Genomic DNA, 17,783 nt, shown 5'->3' with positions numbered 1-17,783 from the left:
TACCCCGGTTGTAGGCCTAATTGTTAAAATGTACAGTGAAAGTGTGACAGATTCTGTCACTTTGGATAAATACTTTTAGCTTTAGAAAGGCGATCTTGATTATACTTTGACTACACACATCACTCTGAATACCGGAAAGGCAAAAATTATGACAGAATCAGAAAAAGAGGAATTAGTACGCAAAAAGTTTTGTGAGAAAATCTGTAAAGGTATCGTCTTTGAAAAAACTTCGAGCGATCACTTAACTACATATGGCCCTCCTGACCAATTCGAAGACTGTGATATCTATTCGTTCAGTATTCCGTATTGCAATGATCAATACATGATAATTGAAAATCCACCCTATATATGTTTCAACAATAAAACTGAGGAACTCAAAATCATAAGTGGGTGAAGTGGTAAGTATTCATCAAAAGTATTAATAGGAGTAAGAATGATAAAGAGGTGACTCACACCGGTTACAGTTTTGGGTAGCTTGTAAATTGATTGTTGGTGATCCCGTCAACCTCTTTAAAATTCATTCATCGTCCTTCTTTCTGAAAAGGTATGGTACTAAGGTAAGAGCGATCTCAAAGCTATTCCTTTCAAAGTTTTTTTAAATAATAAGGATACACTATTAAATACGTATTAGGAGTTTGTTAGATAAACCCAATTTATTAACTATTTAAATAATTGTTTGTATTTGTCTTACATAAATTAAGCAACTATAAAACAAAACCTATGACTAACAAACTCTCCCACCTACCCAAACCCAAGCACCAATATATAACCGATGGAAAAGGGCAGTCCTTCGAGATTCGGTTTATCCAGTATGATTTCGAAAAAGAAGAGTATTACTACTTCCCAATACCGGACACGTTTGCAGGTAAGATTTATGAGTCGGAAGCTAAGCTTACTGAAGAGCATAAGAGTTCAGCCATGGAAGTGTATGAATTGCTCTTTGAGAATAAAAAGAAGGCTAAGAAATGAATCGATTGCTGATTAGCTTTTTTTCCAACTGTTTTTATAACCCCTCGATACATACCCGTGCCCTATGCCCGTTTTGATGGACCAACACACCTAGTATTTCATAGTTAAGAACCTTAACCCGCATTTGACCAATGTATGCTGGATACCCATGTTGGTACGCTGAAAATACGGCATCCTGGTAATCATTGATCTCTACTTTAATCTTTTGACCTGGGTCAGGTTCTACATAAGATTCTTCCATGTTTTATTTATAGGATAACACAGAAGGCTGACATGTACCGTCACCGGTTAACCGGAATTTTGTTAGGATAACTGCTAAGAATAGGTGAAAACGTTAAAGCATTAAGACGTTTTAACGTTTTAACGTTATTAGTAATGTATGTCTGACGTTTTAACGTTTTAACGTCAAAACGTTAGCATTATGCTCCCAAATAGCCTTTTAAATCCATTTTTTTAATCTGTTGAATACATGCTTTTCTATTAGATAAAACCCATCATTTAGTAGAAAACCATTGTTAAAAGCCTCCATTTATTAAACGTTTTGATTATTCTACAATCATTGAAGGGCCATTTTATTCAATAAACTGATAAAATCCTCTCCTGCTTATTCTATTCTTTATTGGCAGTACATCTGTAAAAGCCTATTTATATAATGATCTCCATGTTTAATCGCATCACTACCCGGTTTTATATAATAAATTGTTCCATCCCAGATTTTTTCTTGTTCGCTGCCCGTTAAAATTGTTATATGTTTTGAACTGCTAAGCTGCTAAACCCCGCTAATTATTAAATAAATTGCCTCTCGAACGCCTATTGACATAAAAAACGTGTAGCAGTAAGTATATAAAAGTGCTAAAAGATGCTTAACACTGCTTAGGATGTAAGCAGACATAAACACCTATTAGCAGACTTTAGCATTTAGGTTTATCTAATAATTTATGGGTTCAAGGGCGCTAGAACCCTGATTTTATATATGTTTTAGCACTTTAGCACTAAAACGCTCTTAATTTGTTATAAAATTAAGGGTTCAAACGAGATGGACGTTGTAGCTCGTACTCTTCTGCCCGTTCTATTAGCTCACCTAGCATCTCCTTTTCTTTTAATTGTTTAACGTTTAATACCACACATCGCCTGTTGCTTTCTTTATGAATCTGGTCAATTGATCTCGTTAAAAAAATCTGCTCACTTCTTGATAAAAAGTAGGTGCTCTGCTCTATTTTATGCGTGAGAGCTTCTAACGATGTTTGTTTGGTTATTTCTGCTTTGATATCTACCAGAGTTTGCCAAACACTTTGCAGGTGCAGATAGAGAACCTCTCCATTGTATAATACCCCATTATTCTGGTCAAACTCTTTATAGGCCTTATATCTAAAATGCCGATGATCCAAAACGTTAAACTTTTGGTTGTAATCAGAGGCGGCATCTTGTTTTTGAGTCGCATAGTACTCTATAGCTCCAAAAAACTCATGTAAAGGATTAAACTCTTTTTGCTGAGCCTCTTCTTTTTGGATAGCCAGGTAAATTTCGTCTCTAAGCGCTTCAAAATCTTCTTTCCAATGGTCTAGGTCCGGTAAAATGTATGGCAAACAGCGAATCCCCGTTAATACATACGCCCAATTATTAACCGTTCGCCCTTGGAACCCTTGGTCTGCTAACATTTTTTTGCTGCTCTCTAAGTAATGCATATACCGCTCTTGAATGGAATTATATGAACGGAGTACCAGCGCGGTGAACTCTGAAAAGCGATGGGTGTAATCCGTGATTTCTTTTACTTGCTCAAGCTGCTTTTTTTGCAAGAACCCTGAATAGTTTAAAATAAGTAGGCGACTACGCACCGCTGGGTCGGTTGGTTTATCGTTTCCCGTCATGACGACACTGGCTTTCATGCGGGTATCAATAGTTTGATTATCGGCACTCTTTTTCGCCATCGAGGTTCCAATACGGTGGTACCAGTTGAGAATAGGACTCGTAAGATCCGGAACTTGGCTATTGTTATCATGATTCCGGTAATCATCTAAGAAAAAGGGGAAATTTGTTGGCAGAGTCATATTACGGATAAGCCCCTTTATGGTATTCTGCTTAGAGACCGATTGGCGGTTTCCACTCCGGTAGCCAAATAGTGCCATAAACCAGTCCATACTTGAACTTTTCCCGGTTCCTCGCTCACCAAATTTGAATAGAAGTGGAAAGGCACCATCTGATTCTTTGATTTGGCGACTAAACAGGCAGGCTACCGCATACCCTAGGGTAGCCCGAACGTTTAACCGGCCATTGAAGGATTCCCAAAGGGTAAACTTATCAGCTAGAAAACGAACCGATTCGTCGACATCACCTGGCATATTTATTCTTGGGGGACGTATGAGTTCACTCCCTGAAGGACAGAGCAGGAAATGGGATCCTTTTTCTATGCGATTTTGCTCGTCAGCGGAGTAGAATTGCCCGTTATTGGCATCAAAGAGTCCATTTTCGAATAAAAATTCTCCCGGCTTGTACTCCCCCCAGCTGTTTAAATTTTTGACCGTCGGATAATCTTGCTCGTTAATAAGGAAGGCATGAAAGGCGTCGAAATCTTTACCAGATCCTAAAAACTTTACAAACCCTTTTGAGACCAGGAAACTGGAAAACCGGGTGACCGTGGTAAGCTCCTCAAAAGTCGCAATGCTTTCTACATCTTTATCCTTTCGGTTTGTCAGACGCAGACGATACCGAACTTCCTTATCATCTTTTACCTGGCCCGGTTGCTCAATCAGATATTCAATGGCCTCTTCTACAATGACCTCACAATCAACAATCTTGGTTAACTCATCCAAATACTCGTCCCTGTCATCTGGAATGCTTGTTTTTTTCATGTAAGGATGAAAATAACAGGCACCATCTAGGTTTGTAATATGTGGCGGAAGAAACGATCGTTTACTTTCAGGTAACCCTTGTTCTTTAATTTCAGTCAAGCGATCCTCTAACTCTTTACCAGCCTGTATTTCCTTCCCTAATAGTTTAAGTTTCTTCTTGCTCGGTGGTTTTTTGGTATTCTTGCCTCGCCGAAAAGCTTTAGGAGTCCATCCCATTTCTTTTGCCATATCATAAATATGTTTATTAAGATAGGTCTCAATATCGTGGCGTTGGTATTGCGTTAAATCAGCTTCTTCCCAGTCTTTATCAAAGCTGGCAGGAAGACTTATTTTTGCTTTGAAAAACCATTCGATGGCCATCTGCCTCCCTTCCTCGTTACCATATATGGCCTTTAGAGCTTTGTATAAAATGGTTTTATCAATCTCATGCGGTAGATAGTATATAGCTTCTTTTAAATCTTTAGTATGATCGTTCTCGGTATTCTGAATTGGATATAGTTCACCCATGGTAATAAATATGTTTTTTATGAAGGGAGCCGGAGTCTTTGCCGACTCCCTATATTAATAATGATTAGTTAGGAGTCAGCTGAATAGCTCTTTAAGCTCTGTCCAGATGTAGTGGATTTGTTGTTGGTGGACTTTTGTGTTTAAAAGGCCCAGATCCCGGTGGAGTTTTAATCGAAATCGGGTTAGCCCAAATATCCGGATCGCATCCGCCTCCGTTATATACAAATCAACAGGTGGGGGTATAAGTGTTGTATGAAACATGAATTCCCGCTCAAGAGTCGGAAGTTTATCTTTAGGCACACCTTTTAACTCGTGTTTAAAAGTATACTTTAGGTCGGCAAGAGCCAGTTCTTCCTTACTCAAGTGCATTAAGTCTTCTGTTTTAATACCAAGAACAAACGGCTTGATAAAGATGCTTTTACGGTTCTTTAAGTAGTTGTTTGACTGTAGGTAGGCCTCTCGCGCCTGCTCGAAATCAGCTATGGTTTTAAAAGGACTTTGAGCAACTACTGCTTCTAGTTTTTTTCTGTCTAGTCTATGTAGATCACTCATTTAGTTGTCCCCCGATTCATCTAATCTGCGCTCTTCTGTTAAAACAGGTCTTTTTGCTCTTCGGATACGTAGAGCTTTAGTAGCCTCTTTTAAGTTCTTATGACTCCAGACTCGTCGCCCCGCAATTTTTTCGGGTGTTTCTATTGCGTTTGATCTGATCAGGTTGTCCAGATCGTAGTAGGATACTTCTTGTTTTAGCACCTGGGAAAGGTACTCGGCAGCTTCTCCAGATGTTAAGTAATGTTCTATACTCATAATCGTATGTTTTTGGTTGAAATTAATTGCGTGAGTCGCACTTTGCGGTCATCGCACTTCCAACCTCTCGATTATGATGCTTTGTCGAGTGGATCTAAGATTATCCTAAGATCCACACTTCTTTAAATTTGAAATAATTCGCTTTCAGAGGGTAATGGACGAACTTTTTTTGTGATTCGTTGCCCATCAAATAATTTTTGCCTTAACCTTTCTTTTAATATTTGATTTAGCTTTCGCTGCACTTCCCTAAAGGTATAATTATAATTTACAGCAAATTTTTCTGGATACTTATTCAATGAAGTAGTTAACAAGTGATTATCTCTTAACCGGAAGGCCTCATCTAGAGGCACATGTATGTGATAGTCAGAAAGCAAGTCTGTTAAATGATCCAGTGATAGGTTTCCTTTTTGAACCCGTTTATCATCGTGATGATTGATTGTGACTATCGTGAAACGAAGCGTACTGAATTCTTCCTCAACGACTTCGTTAATAATCTTATGAACCCCTTCCAGCTCATAGTTGCATAACATTAACAGCGCTTGAAACCGAACCGGCCAGTCACCTACTTCTACATCACTTCCTTTGAGCAAATGCATAATTTCATACCGGTAATAGATACATCGCTCTAACGGCACAGACTCCGGGGACTCAAACAGGTCTTCTCTGGAAAGCTTAAAAAATTGGTCAATACATAACTCCATTAATTCATCCTTTGACAGGATGGCAAAATCACGGTAGTAGGGTATTAGATTATTTTGAACGTCATGCCGATCGAGAACTTCGTTATATACTCTGACTAGCTTTAACAGCTCATTGTTAAGCTCAAAATGATTTTCATTTCCTTGGTCAACCTTTAGAGATTCATTTAGGTACTTCCTAAGCTCTGCCGTTTCTTGTTCAAAGATTGGGAACTCCGTAAAATTTATTCCGGCCATTCGACTGAACACATCTTTTCCATCTACAAAACCAGAAATTTTGTTATTGACATGCCGTTCAAGTATTGATTTAAGTTTCGGACGAATGGTGAATTCACGTCGCTTATTTCTCTCGTTTACCCAAGGTGAAGAACTTCTTTGAAGGTCAATATATGGTCTCTTTTTGTACCCTTCGCGACTGTAGTATTGGTATGATACTCCCTTCAATGGAATAGGGAACTCGTTCTCTCCATCTTTAGTGAGTTTTTGAACCACAATACTTGTGAGCACATCACCTAAACCAGGATCTTGCTCTTTATTATAATGCTTGTCCCCTACATATAATTGTCTTGATATCAAATCACGAGCATACCCATCTTTAACGCCAAGCGCCTCGACTACTAAATCTTGTAACGGTGCTCCCTCTTTTGATGAATCAGCATAGTAAACCATCCTCTCCCCATTTTTTGGACTCGTAGATTTTATTTCGGCGTTGGTCTCTTTTAAATAGCGTAGAAATGTAGCAAACCTATATTTATGAAGATTAACGGTTCTATTTTTTTCATTCTTCTTTGTCACTTCTGTCCTGCTCTCACTACTCATAAAGGGCTTTGGGTTTTAAATTTGGCAAAGGGTAAGAATTAGCTGAATTTATATCCAATTTACTTTGTAGAAGTAGTTCGTAATCCCTTATATTTGTGGCTCTCTGAAAAGAGATGTTCAATTATTTATTGACTGGCCGTGATATCTGAACTTTTGTTACCATTTTGTAACCAAAAAGGGTCAAAAATGGAGCTAAAAGTAGTACGAGCGAGGACGTATTTCCAACCAAAAATACATAGCTTAAGTAACCAAAAAACAGGTATTTACTAAAATAGCCGCTGTGGTGGAATTGGTAGACACGTTGGACTTAAAATCCAATGGGTATTAAAATGCCCGTATCGGTTCGAGTCCGATCAGCGGTACCCTAAACCCTTGTATCTCTTTACATTACAGAGTTACAGGGGTTTTCTGTTTTTTGACAGTAATGCCTCTTCATTCTCGCTGGTTACAATGTGGTTACAAGGCAAGTAAATTTACCCCCTCAATTTAATTTCATAAAACATTCCGTGATCTGTGCTTAAAATGGTATAAAAGTGTCTCTCTTTTGAAGACAACTAACTTTCGTTATACCCTCCGTTACACTTTAACCAAATGGAGAACCCATGAGTAACTTAGAAGAGCACATCAGCCAGGTAATAATTCAAGCCGTACAGAAAGGTATAGCTGCAGCGATGCACGATATTGAAAGATCGATATCAATGGCAGTCACACCTCACTATCTGACAAAAGAAAAGGTTATGGAGCTTACCGGGTGGAGCGGTCGAACTATTCAAAACCTACGTGATACAGATCAGATTGATTATGTACAGCATGGTCGAAAGATTCTCTACCCGACTCAGGCGTTGTATGACTTCCTGGAGAACCATCGACTGTATAACATTAGAAAATAACCTTAACCCTGTGGTCTTGGTCCAGTACTAAGACCACACTCCCACCCAAAATAAATTGGGTTTGTTGACACCTTTGTTGGGTCTTGAGTTGTAGTTAAAGTTGGTATTTGTACACTCCACCAAAAAACTAAACTCAGCCCAATTAGTTGTCAAAGTATAAAGTTTTTAAATAGGCAATTACTACACAATTCTTTTAGAGTTTTACATTATAAACGGGGATATCTTCAATGTCTGTAGTAAGATTTAAAGAAAAAGTCTTTCCCGCATTATTAAATATTAGCAAGAGGAGTCCTCCGATAATGGACAAATTCTTTAGGATCTCGGTAACTTGCATTTGAAAGTTTTCAGGAGTTAAAAGCTGAGGTATATAAACAATAATTGTTGCCACTAATACATACAAAATTAGACAGATTGACATTAACTTTGTTTGTTTACCTAAAAAGAGCAATAGCCCTCCCACCAGTTCTATTAAGATTGCTCCAATTAAAAAGAGATTTGGGAATGGAAAGCCGATTTCCGTAAACATCGTAACCATATAATCAAATCCGAAAATTTTGAAAGCGCCGGTTACAATGAATAATAATGATATTGTAACTCGTGCTATTGTATTCATTATTGTTTTCATAGTTTTCACCTTTTTAGATTCTTTGTTCAATCTTAAGACGAATAAAAAACCTGAAAGACGAAATTTATACATGAGTATTTTTAACATATAATTGCTTAATAACGGTATAAGTAAAATCGATATGAATTGATCGTAAAATTACGATTAATTAAGTGTATAACTTTTAGTAACACAAGTAATCATGATAAAAGAGTATTGGGATGCTTACTCAGATAAATTGTTCAATTTTATACACAAAAGGGTTGGAGATGCAGAAATTTCACGCGACCTACTTCAAGACACATTTCATAAAGCACTCTTAAATAAGGAATATCTTTCTGAGGAAGTAAAAAATCCAGAGGCGTGGCTAATGAGTGTGGCACGAAATACACTTATCGATCATACACGCAAAAAGAAAGAAGTACATATCGATGACCTAAGAATGATCATTTCGGAAGAATTTATAGCTGATAATAGTCGTACGATAGAAGGAATCGCGAAATGCCTTTATGATCTTATCAATGAATACAATAAGGAAGAAAGAGATCTTTTACTAAGTGTGTTTACAAAGTCTATGACCCAAAAAGAAATGTCCCAATATTTAGAAATTCCTTACAGTACTCTTAAATCACGCATTCAAAAAACTAGAGACCAAATATTAAAAGATTTTCGTGCTCGATGCTGTACTCTTCTACGCAACAGAAAAGGGGAAATCATAGGTTGCACACCGGTTAAAGATTTGGCAATTGCTGATTAGTCCAAATCATTTTGTTAATGCTATATTACCCAAAGCGAATTTGATAATTCCTGCGCCCCTCACATTTTAAATATAGTATAGCCTGACTATCTCTAAATAATTACTACCACCAAATGGGGATCTGTTTAAATTATGATTGACCAAAAAAACAGCCAACTGAATAACTTGAGTCACATTTATATCCAAACCAATTTTTCCACTAGGCTGAGATAATAAGGTTAATTAAAACAGACAGACTATACCAAATCTACTATCTCCTCCACACTACACCCACAACCTGAATCATTCTCTGCTTTTACATCTTTGAAATTGGACACAGGTTCTTCACAACAATTATCTTCAGTCTTCGCATCAAGAATAAAGTCTGTTGAACAAACTCCTGTCTCGGGCAGGTGAAGCTCGATCTTATTTGCAGACTCATAATCTCCAGTTAGATAAGCTGCAATAGAGCGTACCTGTTCATACCCTGTTGCCAAAAGAAAATTGGGGGCCCTTCCATAACTTTTGATACCTACAATAAAAAAGTTTTCATCTGGATGCTTGAGTTCATTAACACCATGAGGCGGTACAGACCCACAACTATGGATATTTGGATCAATTAGTGGTGCTAAATCTGCAACTGATTCTATAGCTGGGTCAATGGCGGTTCGAACTTCACGAATGATATTTAAGTCGGGTCGAAATCCAGTAGTACCAATTATACGATCGGCTGTCACCGACCCAGTGGCTCCTTTCGCATTACCAATAATTTCTAGATTACGTGGACCATTTGAGCGCTCAATTCGGTGAATTAGAAATGGTGTGTGAAGTGTCACTAATCCTGTTTCCACAGCTTGTTTTGCCCGTGCTCCCAATTCTCCGCGTGCCTCTAGTTGATCATTTTCACCACCACCAAAAACCTTAGCAAGATTTGTACTGCGCATAATCCAATGAATACGAGTATCAGGAGCCTTATCCTGCAATTTTAGTAAATCTAAAACTACCTGCATTGCTGAATGTCCACTTCCTACAACTGCGACTGACTTTCCCGCATAATCCGAATGATAGGTCTCCCGAACATCAGGAATACCGTAGAATATAAACTTTTGGTACTTTTCCTCACCTGGTGCAGGAACTCCGCTGGAACCCACTGGATTTGGATTATGCCAAGTGCCAGAAGAATCTATTACTGCTTTGGCCTCTACCTGATATTCTTTTCCATCCGACTGCTGAACCGTTAACATGTACGGTTGATCTCCTCGGTTTTCATCCTTTACCTTATCCCAATTTTTACGACTTACAGCCTTAACTTTAGAGTTAAGTTTGATTCTTGACTGCAAGTCAGGGAGGGAAGACAACGGCAAAAGATATTGTTCCCGAAACTCCTTACCGGTAGGCAAATCAAACCGCTTAGGTTGTTCCCAACCGTATTTATCCAACAGATTTTTAGCGGCCCTGTCAATATTAAACTCCCAGGATGAAAAAAGTTTGACATGCTCCCACTGTTTAATTGCAAAAGCCGGTTCCGGGCCTGCTTCAAATACAATAGGGTTTTGTCCTCGCTCTAAGATATGTGCTGCTGCTGCAAGTCCAACTGGTCCTGCTCCTATTATAGCCACAATATTATTCTCTTTCATAGTCATAAGGTTTTGTTATCTGTTTCTTTCAACCTTAAGACGAATAAGAATTTTAAAAGACGATAACTTTTTAGAATCAGGAGATTTCATTCAATTTCGCTTACAAACTTATAAATCGTTATCTCGTTACAACACATGCTCTATAAAAGTTGAGTTGAGCATTTGTTATTCAGTTAACCCCGCGTCAGGAAAGACAGAATATAATCCCAGAGTAGGCTGGCCACCTCATACTAAGCTGAATACATTCAATTCATTATGAGTCTATAGGTTCATATAAATATATGTTGGTTGCCGATGAGAAGAGCAATTGACATGAATACTTATGTTAGCATTCCGTGATCATTAGTAATAATTAAAAGATGAGATATCGTATTACAAATAATCAACAGGGTGAGATTATAACTAGCCGTGTTCACTTTATTTTCAAACTTTTCACTACTTCTTTAATTGATTTAACCACTATTGCCAAATCATCATGACTTGTAGTCCAATTAACCGCAGCTCCACGAATAATAGCTTGGTCCTCAAAATATGATGGAGTAAAAAATACTTTCCCTCTCCTATTCACATTCTCTAAAAATTCATCCCGTAATTCTATAGAACCATCACCAATCTTAAAAGAAATAACATTCGAAATTGGAGGGTGTACTAAATTTAAATTACTCAATGCCTTTAATTCGTTTGCAAGTCTTTGTATCCAAACAATGTTTTGATTTATAAAACCTGAAATCTGATTTCTACCGTATGCTTTCAATGTCATCCAAACGGGTAAAGCTCTAAAGCGGCGACTGTTTTCAGGAGTGAAGTGAATAAAATTATCGGGACTTTTGCCCTCTAAATAATCAGCATCATTGGAAAAAACTTTTGATTGTAATTCAGGATATTTCGTGAACTGCACTGCTGAATCATAAGGCACATTTAGCCATTTATGACAATCAACAGTTATAGAGTCAGCAAATTCCCAACCCTTTATTAATCTTCTATAGCGATTTGTTACTGCCAAAAACCCCCCAAATGCTGCATCCACATGTAACCAAAAATTATATTTACTTTTTAACTTCACTATTCTTTTGATATCATCAAAATCACCCAAATTGACAGTTCCTGCATTTGCCACAACAATGCAAGGTTTTCCATTTAATTTTTTCAACTTCTTTTCCAAAGCATCCACATCAACAGCTTCTCTCCCTTTTACCAGCTCAACAGAATTTAATCTTTTTCTGCCTACTCCCATCATTGACAAAGATTTGGAAATGCTTGAATGAGAAGTTCCGGAAAGAACTTGAATTTCCTCAACATTTGTAATTCCTTCAGAACTATAATTTTTATTTAACTCTTTGCCTAACCATTGAATTGCTACTGAAAGAGAAGTAAAGTTTGACATGGTAGCGCCGGTCACAAATGTCCCTGAAAAAACATCAGGTAAATACAGTAGATCTCTTAACATTGAAACTGTCTGTTTTTCAAGAATAATCGCGGGAGTGTCTTCTTTAGAAGTAACATTTTGATCAATCGAACTAGCTAACCAATCTCCGGCTAATGAGGCAGGTGTTATTCCTCCAGTAACATATCCAAGGTACCGTGGACCAATGCTTTTAGTCATATACTGACCAAAATCATTATAAAACTCTTTTATAGCAGTTAAAGTACCGACACCACTTTCAATTGAGGGTTTGTTTGACCTGAAATGGTTCTGCTTTATAATTGGAGGGACATCACGTTCTTCAATAAATTTACAAGCTACAGATTGGACTTGATCCATTACATTACTTAACTCATTTTGTAATCCTTCGTGAATAACGTTATTCTGATTTTTCATATTTGACCTGTCATTTTATTTGTAAAATTTAAAATGAAAAGAAAAGCCCTAAGACCATTTTTACGCCTCGGGCTTTTCAATATTTATTCATTACGGCAACATGATATGTAGTTACATATATGAATATGAATAGGTCCTTTGATTGCTACTCTCGCTTTAACATTTCTTCAATTGTAAAACGATCATAACTGCTTACCAGCAATCCTAAACAACTGATTACAACATAAATGTAGTTATCACTTGCCGTTCCAAATTCTCCTGCCACAAGCATCCCAAATGCAAGTGTTATTGTAACCAAACTAGTTGCAATCCAAGCGGCACGTAAACGTATTCCGATCAGAATCCAAGTAGACAAGATGATTTCAATAAACAATATTGCAGTGGCATATGGTTTGATTAATGCTATAGGTAACCAAGTCTCATTAAATATTGAGACAAAATATTCAACGGTTCCTGCCACACCACTATTTATCTTGGAAATTGCAGCAGCGGTAAAAAGAGAAAAAATTGACAATCGAAGAATTACTGAAATCCATTGCAATTGTTTTTCCGTTATTATCGGTAACTGATATGAACTCTCGTACTTTTGTTTAAGATCCATAATAAAATACCTCCTTTACAATTTTACCATCCTTCCAATTTTGAACAGAAACTTGTTTGTAATCTCTTTCACCCCATTCTTCATGAGTGTAGTCTAATTTCCATTCTACCATTGTAACACCAATACCAACTGTAACTTTAAGTGGTTTGGCTTCTCGAACTTCTACTAGCTTATTAATGAAGTCTAATTCCCTCTTACGATTTTCTTCTTTTCCAATCGTAGGTTCATCCTCATTTTCCTGCATAATTACGTCTTCAGCATAATACTTTTCGAAGGCTTCCATTACTTTTCCCTCTATAAACATAGTATTCAGGTGATGAATCTTATCTGTTAATGATGTGCTTTCCATATCAACTCTAACTTTAATTATTGTTCTAATTCAACAAAAAGTTATTTATGAAAAGCAGACCCTCCAATGAACTAGGTTAATTTATTTTATTGAACTAGTTCAATAAATTAATCAATAGTAGTTCTCTTACGTATCTTGCTTAAGAACTCTGGTGTAATTCCGAGATAGGAGGCAACCATATATTTGGGAACCCTTTTTTCAATGTTTGGATAACGATTACGAAAATCAATATACCTTAACCCAGCATCTTTACTGAAAGTCTCAAGTAATCTATGCTGTGATGCTATAAACGCGTTTTGAATAATCACTCGAAAAAAACGTTCAAATTTTGGAACTCTGCTATATAATTCTTGCAATTCTGAATACCCAAATTGGATTAATTTTGAGGCCTCTATTGCATCAACACTTAAATTTGCAGGTGATTGTGTAAGGAAGCTTTGTAAATCCGAAATCCACCAATCTTCTACTGCAAACTGTATTATATGCTCTTGCCCGCTTTCATCAAGTTTATAACAACGAAGACAACCCTCAAGTACAAAATTTTCGTAATAACAAACATTTCCCTGTTCAACTATATATTGACCTTTTCTAACTTCTTTATAGCGGGTCAATGACTTTAAATCTTCTATATCGGCTTCACTAAGCGTAATATATTCTTGAACATAATCTATTAACGTTTGGTATCTCATTGAACTTGTATCAAGGTCTAATAATTAATTTTGTTTACTCCAAGAAATCAAGGGTTACGATTTTTTTAGCCATAAAGTGCCTTTGTTGATCTTAAGTTTTGCCCTACTTTTTCTTTTAAGAAAAACGGTATAGCCTATTATAACTCCAATAGATATAAATCTAAATACATTAGCAATTTCATTGCCTAAAGCATTGTCACTCACTGAAAAGAGTAACCAGTAAGTATTCATGAAAAAATGGATTAAGACAGGGTACCAAATATTAAATTCCCACTCTGCATACACCCATGAGAAAAGTAATGCTCCTAAAAATGTTGTAGTAAATATTCCTAATAGGGTTAAGAAATCTTCGCTTTGATATAAATGAATTAAAGCAAATATGAGTGCCCCAACTATAACTGATGGTAAAAACCCAAGTTTAGAGTTCTTATATAACTGACCAAATAAAAATCCTCGGTAATAAACTTCTTCAAATAAGGCTGCTGAAATACCCGAAATAATTATAGAATTTAAACCCAAGTCCAACTTCAATTCAAAAAAATAGGCAAAACCTAAAAGCATGGGAATTGTACATATAAATGAAAAGTACAATGCCTCAATAAAAGATTTATTCAGGTCTAAACATTTAATAAAATTAACAGATTTACATAAATATGCTGTTCCAATAAATAATGGAATACCGCTGAGTAAATAAGTCAGCAGGTGACTAACACCAAGTTGATTTGTTTTTTCGAAAAGCCACCGCCTGGTTATTGAAAATAATTGGTCATCTATAATAAAATAGGCAGCAAATACACTAAACACCGTAAATACGACCTTAAGGGATTGTTTCATTTATTCCATTATTTAATTACTCATTAGTGTCACAATAATTGTAACCAACTCAAATTTGTAACCTTCCGGATTTTCAATTGATCAAATTCATACAACCTTTAATTAATAAAGCACGATGAATAATCAGATCAATAATCAAAATCTTTCAAAAATTTATACTCTTCTTAGAGTTACATTCATATTAGTTCCTATAATAGCAGGAGCAGATAAATTCTTTAACCTATTAACTGACTGGACTGCTTATATAGCACCATCAATTGCTGGTTTGTTACCAATGGATCCTTCCATTTTTATGATGATTGTAGGAATCGTTGAGATCATTGCTGGATTACTTGTTTTCTTAAATCCCAAAATTGGTGGATATATAGTCTCATTATGGTTAGTGCTAATATCCTTAAGCTTAGTATTTACCTGGCATCACGTTGATGTTGCTGTTAGAGATTTACTAATAGCTGAAGCAGCATATATCCTTGCTTACTTAAGTCCTTCTCCATCAAATTCATTAGAAGTATCATCTGAAGGCTAAGGTGTTCACAGGCTTTACTATTTATCATTAAATAGTAAAGCCTGTTATTTATTTTATTGAATTATAAAATTCTTTTTTTATGCCTTCCTCTCTGAATTTCCCAGAAAAATAGCTTGTATGTGTTGAGCTATTGGTATCATTAATTCCTCGAGAAGAGACACATAAGTGGTCAGCTTCGATTACGACACCAATATCATTTGTATTTAGAATGTTTGTTAAAGTCGATCCTATTTCTGTTGTTAATTTTTCCTGGATCTGTGGTTTTTTCGATAAAAAATCAACGATCCTGTTAATTTTTGACAATCCTATTACCTTTCCATTTGGAAAATAGGCTATGTTTGCTTTCCCAATAAAAGGAACAAAATGATGTGCACAGTAAGAATATAGAGTGACATTTTTCACCGTAACCATTTGGTCATATTCGTAATGGTTTTTAAATGTCGATACTTCCGGAAACGACTCTTTATTTAAGCCTTTGAAAATTTCATTGACATACATTTTAGCTATTCTTCTAGGAGTGTCTTTTAAGTTATCATCACTCAGGTCTAATTCTAGTGTATTGAGAATTTTCTCAAAGTAATATTCAATTTTATCGACCTTATCTTCATCAGATAATGCATTGTATGCGCATGCTTTGATATTCTTCATAATAATTTGATGTTTAATCTTAATTTTCGAGTATTATCTTATTTTTACTTACCCCTAAAGCTTTTAGATGTGTTTTAATAGACTCATTAAATAATAATGGACCGCACACGTAGAAATACTGCTGTAATTGATCAATATTTCTTTGAAGGTATTCTTTGCTTACAAATCCTTTTAAATATGTCAGTTCATCATTTACATACAATTCTTGATAGGCATTGGTTATAACGTTTTTAAACCTGTGATCCAACAATAGGTTAAGCTCGGTTTTCAAAATAATATCGTTTTCAGATTTATTTGCGTAAATCAACAAATTTTGGGTCAACTTGTTTTCAATATTAAGCTGTCTAAATATTGATATAAATGGTGTGATACCGGCACCACCTGCGATGAAAACCCCGGGACCCAAATATTCTATTGAGCCCCAAGCATCATGGATTATGAGTGAATCACCAGGAAGTAATGAATTTAGTTTTGACGTCACTCCTTCATGATCAGAATATATTTTTATGATAAACTCAATCGTTGGGTCAGAAGGGATTGAAGTAAAGGTAAATGGTCTTGTTTTTGCTTTCCATCCCTTTGCATTTATTGCTACTTCTGTAGCCTGACCGGGCTTGAAGGTATAATTTTCAGGTTTATTTACAACAAACCTTTTTACATCATGGGTAAGCTGCTCTACTTCTAAAATTCTAACAGTGTATGACATTATTTAATTTTTCTGTTCCTAGTCTACACAGTTTGATCATTTCAAATAATAAATGGTTACAAGAATGATTTTACCATTACAAAATGAGTATACCCTCACCCAATTATTTCAAAAAAACTGTAACCGATTGAGTGGTAATGGGATCAAATGGGTGAACTTTAGAACTAAAAAATCCAAAAAATGAAAATTGTACGCAACACACTCGTTATTATAACCCTCGTTTTATTTTCGACTTCTGCGTTTGCTCAGTCACAAAATAATAATCAATTTAATGATGCAGAAATTGCAGCTATAGCTGTTGCAGCAAATAAAATTGACATCAAGTATGCAAAACTTGCTAAAGACAAAAGCAACAATATGTCTGTACTTGGTTTTGCAAATACCATGATAAACGATCATGAGGCTGTTATTGGGCAAGCCGTTGACCTAGTAACTAAACTGGGTGTAAAACCGAAAGAGAACTCCTTAAGTAAACAGCTATATAATGATTCTGAAAATGTTTACAGCATGCTTAAGAGTAAAAAAAGAGATTTTGATCTTGCATATATAAACAATGAAGTTGAATATCATAAGGCCGTCATAAATGCTGTACGAAATGTCCTGATACCAGATACAGAGAATGAGGAGCTAAAGGGATTATTGACTGCCATTTTACCTGCTCTAGAAACACATTTAGAGCACGCAGAATCAATCCAAAATGATCTTAAAAACTAATTAATCCATTATGTTTATAAGATATAGCCTAATATGGATTATAAGCTTGTTAATATTTGCTTGTTCAAATGAAACCATAAATCGTGGTGAAACACATCTAGTTGAAATCAAGCAAATGAAATTTATCCCCAATCATCTGTCTGTTGTACCCGGTGATTCAATAAAATGGATTAATAAAGATATTGTTGACCATGATGTCTCCGATGCCAACAATAATTTACTAAATTCTAAAAAGTTGAAAACCAACCAAACATATAGTATAAAGATTGGGGATATTCAGAAAGAAATAGACTATATCTGTTCTATACATCCAGTTATGAAAGGCAAAATAACTGTTGAAACCTCAAAGTGAGGCTTAAATGAGTTGATCCAACACGTAGC

20 protein-coding genes and 1 tRNA gene are annotated in these 17,783 nt (G+C 36.0%); 7 read left to right on the top strand and 14 right to left on the bottom strand.

Annotated features, from left to right (window positions below):
• The first annotated feature begins 720 nt into the window (after positions 1 to 720).
• Positions 721 to 969 carry a hypothetical protein gene (locus tag AC13FX_RS05485; RefSeq protein WP_482879501.1) on the top strand — a complete coding sequence of 83 codons (249 nt, stop codon included), beginning with the start codon at positions 721 to 723 and terminating at the stop codon, positions 967 to 969.
• Positions 970 to 1,003: 34 nt separating this feature from the next.
• Here the strand turns inward: AC13FX_RS05485 and AC13FX_RS05480 are convergent, their stop codons facing one another.
• From AC13FX_RS05480 to AC13FX_RS05460, 5 genes are all read right to left on the bottom strand, one after another.
• Positions 1,004 to 1,210 (bottom strand): hypothetical protein, encoded by a 207-nt coding sequence (locus tag AC13FX_RS05480; RefSeq protein WP_482879500.1) that lies wholly within the window; start codon positions 1,208 to 1,210, stop codon positions 1,004 to 1,006.
• Positions 1,211 to 1,988: 778 nt separating this feature from the next.
• The gene (locus AC13FX_RS05475; protein ID WP_482879498.1) at positions 1,989 to 4,325 is read right to left on the bottom strand and encodes a hypothetical protein; all 2,337 of its coding nucleotides are present in this window, start codon (positions 4,323 to 4,325) and stop codon (positions 1,989 to 1,991) included.
• 75 nt (positions 4,326 to 4,400) lie between these two features.
• Positions 4,401 to 4,877 (bottom strand): hypothetical protein, encoded by a 477-nt coding sequence (locus tag AC13FX_RS05470; RefSeq protein WP_482879497.1) that lies wholly within the window; start codon positions 4,875 to 4,877, stop codon positions 4,401 to 4,403.
• Positions 4,878 to 5,132 (bottom strand): hypothetical protein, encoded by a 255-nt coding sequence (locus tag AC13FX_RS05465; protein ID WP_482879496.1) that lies wholly within the window; start codon positions 5,130 to 5,132, stop codon positions 4,878 to 4,880.
• Positions 5,133 to 5,254: 122 nt separating this feature from the next.
• Positions 5,255 to 6,649 (bottom strand): hypothetical protein, encoded by a 1,395-nt coding sequence (locus tag AC13FX_RS05460; RefSeq protein ID WP_482879495.1) that lies wholly within the window; start codon positions 6,647 to 6,649, stop codon positions 5,255 to 5,257.
• Positions 6,650 to 6,923: 274 nt separating this feature from the next.
• On the opposite strand from AC13FX_RS05460, the gene AC13FX_RS05455 reads away from it, so the two are divergent.
• Both AC13FX_RS05455 and AC13FX_RS05450 read left to right on the top strand, forming a co-directional pair.
• A tRNA-Leu gene (locus AC13FX_RS05455) sits at positions 6,924 to 7,011 on the top strand.
• A 240-nt stretch (positions 7,012 to 7,251) separates the two neighbouring features.
• On the top strand, positions 7,252 to 7,539 hold the full coding sequence (locus AC13FX_RS05450) for a helix-turn-helix domain-containing protein (protein WP_482879494.1): 288 nt from the start codon (positions 7,252 to 7,254) through the stop codon (positions 7,537 to 7,539).
• Positions 7,540 to 7,732: 193 nt separating this feature from the next.
• Here the strand turns inward: AC13FX_RS05450 and AC13FX_RS05445 are convergent, their stop codons facing one another.
• The gene (locus AC13FX_RS05445) at positions 7,733 to 8,164 is read right to left on the bottom strand and encodes a DoxX family protein (protein WP_482879493.1); all 432 of its coding nucleotides are present in this window, start codon (positions 8,162 to 8,164) and stop codon (positions 7,733 to 7,735) included.
• A gap of 181 nt (positions 8,165 to 8,345) precedes the next feature.
• Between AC13FX_RS05445 and AC13FX_RS05440 the strand changes: the two genes are divergently transcribed.
• Positions 8,346 to 8,900, top strand: coding sequence for a sigma-70 family RNA polymerase sigma factor (locus AC13FX_RS05440; RefSeq protein ID WP_482879492.1), 555 nt, complete (start codon positions 8,346 to 8,348; stop codon positions 8,898 to 8,900).
• 236 nt (positions 8,901 to 9,136) lie between these two features.
• Here the strand turns inward: AC13FX_RS05440 and AC13FX_RS05435 are convergent, their stop codons facing one another.
• The 6 genes from AC13FX_RS05435 to AC13FX_RS05410 form a co-directional block, all read right to left on the bottom strand.
• On the bottom strand, positions 9,137 to 10,516 hold the full coding sequence (locus AC13FX_RS05435; protein WP_482879491.1) for an NAD(P)-binding domain-containing protein: 1,380 nt from the start codon (positions 10,514 to 10,516) through the stop codon (positions 9,137 to 9,139).
• A 412-nt stretch (positions 10,517 to 10,928) separates the two neighbouring features.
• Entirely contained in the window at positions 10,929 to 12,335 is a 1,407-nt protein-coding gene (locus AC13FX_RS05430; RefSeq protein WP_482879490.1) for a pyridoxal phosphate-dependent decarboxylase family protein, read from the bottom strand.
• A gap of 145 nt (positions 12,336 to 12,480) precedes the next feature.
• Entirely contained in the window at positions 12,481 to 12,936 is a 456-nt protein-coding gene (locus AC13FX_RS05425) for a MauE/DoxX family redox-associated membrane protein (protein WP_482879489.1), read from the bottom strand.
• A complete protein-coding gene (locus AC13FX_RS05420; protein WP_482879488.1) occupies positions 12,926 to 13,285 on the bottom strand; it encodes a SnoaL-like domain-containing protein in 360 nt (119 codons plus the stop codon). Before AC13FX_RS05420 ends, AC13FX_RS05425 begins: the two co-directional genes overlap by 11 nt.
• Positions 13,286 to 13,392: 107 nt before the next feature.
• The gene (locus AC13FX_RS05415; RefSeq protein ID WP_482879487.1) at positions 13,393 to 13,974 is read right to left on the bottom strand and encodes a Crp/Fnr family transcriptional regulator; all 582 of its coding nucleotides are present in this window, start codon (positions 13,972 to 13,974) and stop codon (positions 13,393 to 13,395) included.
• Between the two features lie 54 nt (positions 13,975 to 14,028).
• On the bottom strand, positions 14,029 to 14,808 hold the full coding sequence (locus AC13FX_RS05410; RefSeq protein ID WP_482879486.1) for a CPBP family intramembrane glutamic endopeptidase: 780 nt from the start codon (positions 14,806 to 14,808) through the stop codon (positions 14,029 to 14,031).
• Between the two features lie 115 nt (positions 14,809 to 14,923).
• On the opposite strand from AC13FX_RS05410, the gene AC13FX_RS05405 reads away from it, so the two are divergent.
• Positions 14,924 to 15,334, top strand: coding sequence for a DoxX family membrane protein (locus AC13FX_RS05405; protein ID WP_482879485.1), 411 nt, complete (start codon positions 14,924 to 14,926; stop codon positions 15,332 to 15,334).
• A 48-nt stretch (positions 15,335 to 15,382) separates the two neighbouring features.
• Here AC13FX_RS05405 and folE read toward each other — a convergent pair whose 3' ends face one another.
• A complete protein-coding gene (folE, locus tag AC13FX_RS05400; RefSeq protein WP_482880146.1) occupies positions 15,383 to 15,988 on the bottom strand; it encodes a GTP cyclohydrolase I FolE in 606 nt (201 codons plus the stop codon).
• 13 nt (positions 15,989 to 16,001) lie between these two features.
• Complete coding sequence (locus AC13FX_RS05395; protein WP_482879484.1) at positions 16,002 to 16,688, bottom strand: FAD-binding oxidoreductase; 687 nt, start codon at positions 16,686 to 16,688, stop codon at positions 16,002 to 16,004.
• A 180-nt stretch (positions 16,689 to 16,868) separates the two neighbouring features.
• Here AC13FX_RS05395 and AC13FX_RS05390 point away from each other — a divergent pair, with 180 nt between their 5' ends.
• Both AC13FX_RS05390 and AC13FX_RS05385 read left to right on the top strand, forming a co-directional pair.
• Positions 16,869 to 17,402, top strand: coding sequence for a DUF4142 domain-containing protein (locus AC13FX_RS05390; RefSeq protein WP_482879483.1), 534 nt, complete (start codon positions 16,869 to 16,871; stop codon positions 17,400 to 17,402).
• Between the two features lie 10 nt (positions 17,403 to 17,412).
• Positions 17,413 to 17,754 carry a cupredoxin domain-containing protein gene (locus AC13FX_RS05385; RefSeq protein WP_482879482.1) on the top strand — a complete coding sequence of 114 codons (342 nt, stop codon included), beginning with the start codon at positions 17,413 to 17,415 and terminating at the stop codon, positions 17,752 to 17,754.
• The last annotated feature ends 29 nt before the right edge of the window (positions 17,755 to 17,783 follow it).

This window comes from Gracilimonas sp. B-17, assembly GCF_056857935.1.
Note: the sequence above shows the minus strand (reverse complement) of the source record. Positions and strands in the feature narration are given on the sequence as shown.